This window comes from Exiguobacterium sp. UBA5002, assembly GCF_002396765.1.
GTDB lineage: Bacteria > Bacillota > Bacilli > Exiguobacteriales > Exiguobacteriaceae > Exiguobacterium_A.
The window spans coordinates 1-2,781 of record NZ_DGYQ01000042.1; the positions used below are offsets into that span (position 1 = coordinate 1).

2 protein-coding genes and 1 riboswitch are annotated in these 2,781 nt (G+C 44.8%); both genes read right to left on the reverse strand.

From position 1 onward, the window contains the following. Positions 1 to 222: 222 nt before the first annotated feature. Positions 223 to 1,134 (reverse strand): proline dehydrogenase family protein, encoded by a 912-nt coding sequence (locus tag B4C70_RS13025; RefSeq protein ID WP_214725049.1) that lies wholly within the window; start codon positions 1,132 to 1,134, stop codon positions 223 to 225. Between the two features lie 83 nt (positions 1,135 to 1,217). Continuing rightward, on the reverse strand, positions 1,218 to 2,522 hold the full coding sequence (locus B4C70_RS13030; protein WP_414654490.1) for an NCS2 family permease: 1,305 nt from the start codon (positions 2,520 to 2,522) through the stop codon (positions 1,218 to 1,220). 135 nt (positions 2,523 to 2,657) lie between these two features. Continuing rightward, positions 2,658 to 2,759: riboswitch (purine riboswitch) on the reverse strand. Between the last annotated feature and the right edge of the window lie 22 nt (positions 2,760 to 2,781).

Consider the following 2,781-nt stretch of genomic DNA (forward strand, 5'->3'; position numbering starts at 1 on the left):
GTTCAGTTTTCAAAGTTCGTCTGCCGCCTTAGCGACTTTAATAGATTAACAGGTTGTTTTGATTATGTCAACCATGCTTTTTAAAAAACTTTTCAGCCCCAACGAACCGTTTATAAAAGGCGTCTCGCTGGAACATTTATTAATATAACAACAAAATTCGACAAACACAAGCATTATTTTAAAAAAACTTTGCAAAGAGTTTAAATCCTCTTCGCAAAGTCTTTACCTTCTTAACATGGCTCCTACTGTAAACGCGATATTCGCTGGACGTTCTGCTAACCGTCTCATCAAATACGTATACCAGTCCACACCATGTGGAACGTAGATAACGACACGATAACCTTGTCGAACTAACTTTTGTTGTCGTTTCGGTCGCATGCCTTGAAGCATTTGAAATTCAAACCGTGATGGATCAATCTGTTTCATTTTAGTAAAGTCAATGATTTGCTGAATGATCTGTTCATCATGTGTCGCGATTTGCGTGTAGTTCCCATTTAACAAATTGACTTTTACTAATTGAAGGTATGTCTCATCGACTGTCTTCTTCGGTTGAATATAGAGTTCATCGTCTCCATCGTATGCCCCTTTGACGACACGTATTGTTGCGTGAAGATACTCTAAATCAAAACGACTTCGATAGACGTTTGCTTGTAGCGCAATCCCGACGTTTGGATAGTGTTCATGTACGCGTTCGAAGACTCGGACGATCGACTCGACCATCATCGCTTCTTCCATATTGACTGTTACGCGCATGTTTTGTTGATCTGCAACCTCTGCAATACGACTTAACTGTTGATAGGCGATATCCGGATCAATTCTTAATCCGATCGATGTCAGCTTTAAAGATACTTGCGCGTCTAGATCATATGCTTTGATCTGTCCGATGACTTTGATGCATTCATCCGCGATATCTACCGCGTCCTGTTCTGTCTCGACGAACTCGCCTAAACAATCTATTGTGGCGGCTCGTCCATCTTGATTGAATTGTTTGACCGTGTCGAGTGTCTCTTCAGCGCCCTGCCCTCCAACGAATAACGTCCCACCAAGTGGTAATCCGACTTTTCTAGCTAGTTGAATCAACAGTCTGTTCTCAGCCAAGTATTCAAATACAGGTCCAGTAATCTGCTGTAACATCTGAATCACCCTCTCTCTTCTTCCTTACCCTCTCCCAATAAAAAAACGTCTTTCTTCTATATAGAAGAAAGACGCAGTTTGGATTAATGCAACCAGATAAAGTAACCGAGGAATCCGAGTGACAACACGTACATGATTGGATGCACTTCTTTTGCTCGTCCTTTCGCGATCATCGTGACCGGATAGAAAAGGAAACCGAATGCAATCCCTGTTGCGATTGAATACGTCAACGGCATCATGATGACGGTCAAGAAAGCCGGAACGGCGTACTCGAATTTTTTCCAATCAATCTGAAGCAGTGAAGCTGCCATCAACACACCAACGATGATCAATGCGGGTGCCGTGACTGGCGCTGTGATGATTGCGAGCAATGGCGAGAAGAATAAAGCAAGACCGAAGAACAATGCTGTGACGATCGCCGTCATACCTGAACGACCACCTGCTGCGACCCCTGCACTGGATTCAACGTAAGAAACCGTTGTTGATGTTCCAAGAATCGAACCTGCTACCGTCGCTGTTGAGTCAGCGATCAATGCGCGACCAGCACGCGGTACTTTATTTTCTTTAATTAGACCAGCTTGGTTTGCTACTGCAACCAACGTACCTGCTGTATCGAAAAAATCAACGAAGAAGAAAGTCAGGATGACGATCATCATTTGAACCGTGAAGATTTCATCAAAGTGGAGGAATGCCTGCCCAAATGTCGGTGCGATACTCGGTGGTGCTGAAACGATTTCACCAAGGCTTGTTGGGACTGGAATCAAACCGAAGATCATTCCAGCAATCGCCGTCACGATCATTCCGAAGAAGATTGCACCTTTGACACCACGTGTCATTAAGATCGCCGATACGACAAGACCAAATACCGCGAGAAGTGTTGTTCCTTTACTTAAATCACCGAGTGAGACGAGTGTCGCTTCATTCGCAACGACAAGACCACCTGTTTTTAAACCGATGAACGCGATGAACAATCCGATACCTGCTGCAACAGCCATTTTCAACAGCTCTGGAATTGCGTTGATGATGACCTCACGAATACCTGAAGCCGTCAATACCATGAAAACAAGACCTGAAACGAGAACGCCTGAGAGTGCAGTTTGCCACGGAATACCCATTCCGATGACAACGCTGTAGGCGAAGAATGCATTTAGTCCCATTCCTGGTGCAAGCGCAATTGGATAGTTCGCAAGTAATCCCATCGTAACGGAACCGATGATCGCAACGAGTGCTGTGGCACCGAAGACCGCTCCGGCATCCATGCCTGCTTCAGCTAATGTATTCGGATTGACGAATAAGATATACGCCATGGCGAAGAATGTCGTCATGCCGGCGATGAACTCTGTACGCATGTTCGTACCAAGCCCATTGAAATCAAAGAAACGCGCAATCGCATTTTCTTTTGCTTTCGGTTGGTGTGGCTGTTTCAATTGTGTGCTCATGATTGCCTTCCTTCCAAATAAGCCGTCTCCTTGAAAACAAAAAACGGCCCTTACCTAAGCGGTAAAAGCCGTTTCAATAAGCGCACGATGCTGCGTGTGCGCCGTAGTAGGAACCTTTACGGTGTTCCTGTAGAGACTTCCGGGCCCTATCCCCAGAATTATACGGCATTATTTATGTTTTTTAGTGGGACGGTTTGTCAAATTAAGC